Genomic DNA, 6,639 nt, shown 5'->3' on the forward strand with positions numbered 1-6,639 from the left:
GACGGGGGGTTCGGCCCTTTTCTGGGGGGCTCCTTTTGTCACTTTTTCCCTTTTTTTTCGGGGGGGAAGCGGGCGCTTCGAGCTGCCCGGAGGCCGGGCGGCCGTCCTGTCCGAACGAGGCCTTTTGATGCCTTGACAACGCTTCTGGGCGGCCCTCAAACTGGCGTTGCGCTTACCGCAATCCGTTTCGCTATACGCACCGAGGTGTCATGATGATTCCCGCGTGCCGACTCGCGGATCTCCCGCGAGGAGAGGCCCACCGGCTCGACATCGATCCGCCGGTCTCGGTGTTCCACACCGACGATGGCGAGGTCTTCGCCATTGACGACACCTGCACCCACCAGGACGCGTCGCTCGCCGACGGGTGGCTGGAGGGCCGTGAGGTGGAATGCCCGCTGCATGCTTCGAAGTTCAACCTGAGGACCGGTTCGGTCGACGCTCCGCCGGCCAAGCTTCCGGTCCGGACACATGAGGTCGTCATCGAGGACGGCATGATCTACGTCCAGCTGTCCACCGACGCCCCCAACCTGCCGCCCTGCATCGCCGCCCGGCTCGCCGGAGGTCCCGCGTGAGGTCGGTGGCCGTGGTGGGAGCCTCGCTGGCGGGTCTGTCAGCGGCGCGTTCACTGCGGCAACAGGGCTTCGACGGGCGGCTCGTCGTCATCGGCGACGAGGTGCACCGCCCGTACGACCGGCCCCCGCTGTCCAAGGAGTTCCTGGCCGGCACCCTCGGCGAGGCCGAGCTCGCGCTGGAGTCGGACGACGAGGACCTGGGGGCCGAGTGGCTGCTCGGCAGCCGGGCCGTCGGGCTCGACCACACGGACCGTGCCGTTCGGCTCGCCGACGGACGTGAGGTGCGTGCCGACGGCGTCGTCATCGCGACCGGCGCCGCGGCGCGGGCCCTGCCCGGCTCGGAGGGACTGGCCGGGGTGCACACCCTGCGCACCCTGGACGACGCCCGCGCACTGCGGGACGAACTGGCCCGCGGCGGACGGCTGGTGGTGATCGGCGGAGGCTTCATCGGAGCCGAGGTCGCCTCGACCGCGTACGCCCTCGGGCTCGACGTGACCGTGGTGGAAGTAGCCCCGACGCCTCTCGCCGGACCGCTCGGAGCGGCCATGGGCGCCATCGTCTCCGCCCTCCACGCGGACCACGGAGTACGGCTGTTGTGCGGGGTGGGCGTCAAGGGGCTGAGCGGGGAGACCCGCGTCGACGCCGTCCTGCTCGACGACGGCCGCAGCGTCCCCGCCGACATCGTGGTGGTCGGTGTGGGGGCCCGCCCGTGCGTCGAGTGGCTGGAGGGTTCCGGCGTAGCGCTCGACAACGGCGTCAAGTGCGGCGCGGACGGCCGCACCAGCCTGGCCGGTGTGGTCGCGGTCGGCGACTGCGCCAACTGGTACGACCCGCGCGCGGGCCTGTATCGCCGGGTCGAGCACTGGACCGGCGCACGGGAGCGTCCCGCAAGCGCGGTCGCCACCCTGCTGGCAGGGGGTGCGGTGCGACCGGCCGCGCCCCGGCCGCCGTACTTCTGGTCCGACCAGTACGGCGTGAAGATCCAGTTCGCCGGTCACGCGGCGGCCGCCGACAGCGTGACCATCGAGGCGGGGGCCGCGGACACCCGCGATGTCCTGGCCGTCTACCGGCGTGCCGGGGACCCCGTCGCCGTGCTCGGGATGAACCAGCCGCGGCCGTTCACGCGCTGGCGCAAGCAACTGGCCGCCGCCGCATCTTGACACCACCCCAGCGACACCTCATGCTGCGGTTGCGCATGGCCCGCAGCGTTGCACCATACACAACGCCGTCCGGAGTTGCCCTTCCCGGCGCGTGAATGCCCCCTCCACGACGTTCTCCCGAGGAGTGCACCGTGACCTCGACCAGCCTGCCGGACAGCCTGATCGCCACGCTCCCCGGCTCCTCCTACACGGATCCGGCGATCTTCGCCCAGGAGCAGGAGCACATATTCGAGACCATGTGGTTCTGCGTCGCGCGCGCCGCCGAACTGGCGAAGCCCGGCGCCTTCCGCACCGTCGACGTGGGCCGCGAGAGCATCCTCGTCACCCGGGCGCGGGACAACTCGATCCGCGCCTATTTCAATGTGTGCCGGCATCGCGGAGCCAAGCTGTGCACGGAGGAGTCCGGCGAGGTCAAGCGGGCCTTCCAGTGCCCCTACCACGCCTGGACGTACGACCTGAACGGCAAGCTCGTCGCGGCGCCCAACCTCACCAAGATGCCCGACATCGGCCGCACCGAGTACGGCCTGGTGAACGTGGCCGTGCGGGAGTGGCTCGGCTATGTCTGGGTCTGCCTCGCGGAGAACCCGCCCTCCTTCGACGAGGAGGTCATCGGCGATGTCGTCGCCCGTCTCGGCGACGTCGAGTCCATCGACCGGTACGACATCGACAGCCTCTCCGTCGGCAAACGGATCGTCTACGACGTGAAGGCCAACTGGAAGCTGATCATCGAGAACTTCATGGAGTGCTACCACTGCGCGACGATCCACCCGGAACTGACCGAGGTGCTGCCCGAGTTCGCGGACGGTTACGCCGCCCAGTACTACGTGGGGCACGGTGCCGAGTTCGGTGAGGACGTGCAGGGCTTCACCGTGGACGGTTCCGAGGGGCTCGACCGCATCCCGGGGGTCGCCGAGGACCAGGACCGCCGGTACTACGCGATCACCGTCAGGCCGCAGGTGTTCGTCAACCTCGTGCCGGACCACGTGATCTTCCACCGGATGTACCCGATGGCACACGACCGCACGATCGTGGAGTGCGACTGGCTGTATCTCCCGCACGTCGTCGAGAGCGGCAAGGACGTCAGCCGGTCCGTGGAACTCTTCGACCGGGTCAACCGCCAGGACTTCGAGGCATGCGAACGGACCCAGCCCGGTATGAGTTCCCGCATGTATGCCAAGGGCGGCGTGCTGGTGCCCAGTGAGCACCACATCGGCGCCTTCCACGACTGGGTGAACGAGCGTCTCGGTGTCCCCAGGTCGTAGTCGCGCGGGTCAGTGCAGGTAGCCCATCCGCTGGCTGATCTCCTCGGCGCCCTTGATCAGCACCGGGGAGAGCTCGTGCAGGCGGTTCTCGGTGAGCCGGTAGGCGGGTCCGGAGGCGCTGAGGGCCGCGATGACCTGGCCGTCCCGGTTGCGGACCGGCGCGGCCATGGCGTGCAGGCCGATCTCCATCTCCTCCAGCGTGAAGGCGTAGCCCCGCTCGCGCGCCTCGGAGAGGTTCTTCTCCAGCTTCGTCTTCGCGGTGATGGTGTTCGCGGTGACCTTCTTCATGCCGACGCCGGCCAGCAGTGCGGCGCGCTCCTTGGTGGGGAGGTGTGCCAGCAGGATCTTGCCGCTCGACGTGGCGTGCAGCGGCGTCAGCTGGCCGACCCAGTTGTGCGCGGTGATCGCCCCGGGGCCGCGCACCTGGTAGAGGTTGATCGCGTAGTGCTCCTGCATGACCGCGATGTTCACGGTCTCGCCGAGTTCCTCGGCGAGGCGCTCGCACACCGGGCGGCCCTGCTGGGTGATGTCGATACGGCCGGTGACCGCGCCGGCCAGGCGAACGATGCCGAAGCCGAGCCGGTACTTGCCCCGCTCGCCGGCCTGCTCCACGAGACCGCGCGCCTCCAGGGCGCCGAGCAGGCGGAAGGCGGTGGACTTGTGCACGTCGATCTCGGCCGCGACCTCGCTGACGCCTGCTTCGCCACGCTGGGCGAGGATCTCCAGCACACTGATGGCCCGATCGACCGACTGCACTCCGCCGGCGCCCGAATTAGACGTTTCTGTGTCCGTGCTGTAGTTGCTCACAGTGAAACTATACGCGTAGTAAACAACGTCCCTGCAAGTAACCGGACCGAAACGAAGACCACGGAAGTTGCGTCGTTCGCAACCTGGTGCGTATAGCGCGACCGGGTCTAGCATGCCTCGCGTATCTACGGCGCGAGCGAGACGAGGCACCATGGCTCCCCTGCAATACGACTTCGTCATCGTCGGCGGTGGTTCCGCCGGCAGTGCACTGGCCAACAGACTCTCCGCGGACCCGGCGAACCGGGTGCTGGTACTGGAGGCGGGCCGGTCGGACTACCCGTGGGATGTCTTCATCCACATGCCCGCGGCGCTGACCTATCCGATCGGCAGCCGGTTCTACGACTGGAAGTACGAGTCCGAGCCCGAACCCCACATGGGCGGACGGCGCGTCTACCACGCGCGCGGCAAGGTGCTCGGCGGCTCCAGCAGCATCAACGGCATGATCTTCCAGCGCGGAAACCCCATGGACTACGAGCGCTGGGCGGCCGACCCGGGCATGGAGACCTGGGACTACGCGCACTGTCTGCCGTACTTCCGGCGGATGGAGAACTGTCTCGCGGCGGACCCGGACGACGAGTTCCGCGGCCACGACGGTCCTCTCGTCCTGGAGCGCGGCCCGGCGACCAACCCGTTGTTCGGCGCCTTCCTCAAGGCCACCCAGGAGGCGGGCTACGCGCCCACCGACGACGTCAACGGATACCGGCAGGAAGGGTTCGCCAAGTTCGACCGCAACGTCCATCGCGGCCGCCGGCTGTCGGCCTCGAAGGCGTACCTCAAGCCCGCGATGAAGCGGCCGAACCTCACGGTCCGCACCCGGGCCCTCGTCACCCGGGTCCTCTTCGAGGGCAAACGGGCCGTCGGCGTCGAGTTCCAGCGCGGTCGGGGTGCGCGCCAGCAGGTCCGCGCCAGGGAGGTCATCCTCTGCGGAGGGGCCATCAACTCCCCGCAGCTGCTCCAGCTCTCCGGCGTCGGCAACGCGCGGGAGCTGAGCGCCCTCGGCATCGACGTCGTGCACGACCTCCCGGGCGTCGGCGAGAACATGCAGGACCACCTGGAGGTGTACGTCCAGTACGCCTGCAAGCAGCCGGTCTCCATGCAGCCGTACATGGCGAAGTGGCGTGCCCCCTTCATCGGACTTCAGTGGCTGCTGCGCAAGGGCCCGGCGGCCACCAACCACTTCGAGGCCGGCGGCTTCGCCCGCAGCAACGAGGAGGTGGACTACCCCAACCTGATGTTCCACTTCCTGCCGGTCGCGGTCCGCTACGACGGCTCCTCGCCCTCCGGCGGCCACGGCTACCAGGTGCACGTGGGTCCGATGTACTCCGACGCGATCGGCTCGGTGAAGATCAAGAGCAGGGACCCGCGCGAACACCCGGCGCTCCGCTTCAACTACCTCTCCACCGAGCAGGACCGCCGCGAATGGGTCGAGGCGATCCGGGTGGCCCGCGAGCTCCTCGACCAGCCCGCGCTCGCCCCGTACAACGGCGGGGAGCTCTCGCCCGGCCCGAAGGTGGCGACGGACGAGGAGATCCTCGCCTGGGTCGCCAAGGAGGGCGAGACCGCTCTGCACCCGTCCTGCACGTGCAAGATGGGCACCGACGAGATGTCCGTCGTCGACCCGGGCAGCCTGCGGGTGCACGGCGTCGAGGGCCTGCGTGTGGTGGACGCCTCCGTCATGCCCTACGTCACCAACGGCAACATCTACGCGCCGGTGATGATGGTCGCCGAGAAGGCGGCCGACCTGATCCTCGGCAAGGAGCCGCTCGCACCGTCGAAGGCCGCGTACTACCGCCACCGCGACGTCCAGAAGCAGGCGGAGTAGACCTTGGGCGCCGCAGGACTCCGGGCGCTGCTGGACAGCGTCCGCTACGAGGTGCTGCCCGCGAGGGCGACCGAGGACAAGGTCCTCGCCCATGTCCCACGCGCCGTCACGGTCACCGTGACGGCGTCACCGGCCAAGGGCCTGGAGCCGACCCTCGACCTCGCCGCCCGGCTCGCGGCGCACGGCTACCGGGTCGTCCCGCATGTGCCGGCGCGGCTGCTGCGGGACGACGCGCACCTGAAGGAGGCCGTCGACCGCCTCCGCGAGGCAGGCGTCGACGACGTCTTCGTCCCGGCCGGCGACGCCGACCCGCCCGCGGGGGTCTACGAGGGGGCCTTGCCGGTGCTGCGCAGGCTGAGCGAGCTGGGCGGCCCCTTCGCCCGCGTCGGTGTCACCGGCTACCCCGAGAGCCATCCGCTCATCGACGACGACGTCACCGTCCAGGCGATGTGGGACAAGCGCGAGCACGCCACGTACATCGTGAGCAACCTCTGCTTCGACCCGCGGGTGCTGGGGGAGTGGATCGGCCGCATCCGGCGCCGGGAGGTCGACCTGCCCGTACACGTGGGGGTCGCCGGGCCCGTGCAGCGGGCGAAGCTGCTGGCCATGGCGACGAAGATCGGGGTGGGGGAGTCGACGCGCTTCCTGACGAAGCACCCCTCCTGGTTCCTGCGGTTCGCGGCGCCCGGCGGGTACTCCCCGGACAGGCTGCTGGCACGCGCCGAGGGGGCGCTGACCGCGCCTACGGCCCGGGTGGCGGGCCTGCACCTGTTCACCTTCAACCAGATCGCCGAGACGGAGAAGTGGCGCCGGGCCCTGCTGGACCGGCTCGCTGGTTGAAGGCGCGCCGTATACGGAACACAGCTCGCCGTATACAGCGCGGACGTCACCGCACACAGGAGTGGGGGGGGGGGGGGGGGGGGCCAACCCCCCCCTTTTCCCGGCCCCCCACCGGAGAACCCCCCTTGGTTTTCCTTCCCCCCTCCCCCATCTCCTGTTTTTCCCTCCCCCCCCTT

Annotated in this window: 6 protein-coding genes; 5 read left to right on the top strand and 1 reads right to left on the bottom strand. The window is 69.6% G+C overall.

Features of this window, described 5'->3' with window-relative positions:
• Window positions 1-209 precede the first annotated feature (209 nt).
• The 3 genes from ACFU95_RS32115 to ACFU95_RS32125 all read left to right on the top strand — a co-directional run bounded on the left by ACFU95_RS32115 (window position 210) and on the right by ACFU95_RS32125 (window position 2,994).
• A complete protein-coding gene (locus ACFU95_RS32115) occupies window positions 210-572 on the top strand; it encodes a bifunctional 3-phenylpropionate/cinnamic acid dioxygenase ferredoxin subunit (protein ID WP_383834710.1) in 363 nt (120 codons plus the stop codon).
• On the top strand, window positions 569-1,732 hold the full coding sequence (locus tag ACFU95_RS32120) for an NAD(P)/FAD-dependent oxidoreductase (RefSeq protein ID WP_383834713.1): 1,164 nt from the start codon (window positions 569-571) through the stop codon (window positions 1,730-1,732). The genes ACFU95_RS32115 and ACFU95_RS32120 overlap by 4 nt, the downstream gene beginning before the upstream one ends.
• A 131-nt stretch (window positions 1,733-1,863) precedes the next feature.
• Window positions 1,864-2,994, top strand: coding sequence for an aromatic ring-hydroxylating dioxygenase subunit alpha (locus ACFU95_RS32125; protein ID WP_383834716.1), 1,131 nt, complete (start codon window positions 1,864-1,866; stop codon window positions 2,992-2,994).
• 9 nt (window positions 2,995-3,003) lie between these two features.
• On the opposite strand, the gene ACFU95_RS32130 is transcribed toward ACFU95_RS32125, so the two are convergent.
• Window positions 3,004-3,750 carry an IclR family transcriptional regulator gene (locus tag ACFU95_RS32130; protein ID WP_383834719.1) on the bottom strand — a complete coding sequence of 249 codons (747 nt, stop codon included), beginning with the start codon at window positions 3,748-3,750 and terminating at the stop codon, window positions 3,004-3,006.
• A gap of 202 nt (window positions 3,751-3,952) precedes the next feature.
• Between ACFU95_RS32130 and betA the strand changes: the two genes are divergently transcribed.
• Both betA and ACFU95_RS32140 read left to right on the top strand, forming a co-directional pair.
• Complete coding sequence (gene betA / locus ACFU95_RS32135) at window positions 3,953-5,623, top strand: choline dehydrogenase (RefSeq protein ID WP_383834722.1); 1,671 nt, start codon at window positions 3,953-3,955, stop codon at window positions 5,621-5,623.
• Window positions 5,624-5,626: 3 nt separating this feature from the next.
• Window positions 5,627-6,463, top strand: coding sequence for a methylenetetrahydrofolate reductase (locus ACFU95_RS32140; protein WP_383834725.1), 837 nt, complete (start codon window positions 5,627-5,629; stop codon window positions 6,461-6,463).
• Window positions 6,464-6,639 lie beyond the last annotated feature (176 nt).

It is taken from the genome of Streptomyces sp. NPDC057623 (assembly GCF_042800355.1).
In the GTDB taxonomy this organism is placed as follows: Bacteria; Actinomycetota; Actinomycetes; order Streptomycetales; family Streptomycetaceae; genus Streptomyces.

Coding starts and splice junctions, on each gene's coding strand:
- betA (WP_383834722.1), top strand. CDS start 3,953: ATGGCTCCCCTGCAATACGACTTCGTCATCGTCGGCGGTGGTTCCGCC.
- ACFU95_RS32115 (WP_383834710.1), top strand. CDS start 210: ATGATGATTCCCGCGTGCCGACTCGCGGATCTCCCGCGAGGAGAGGCC.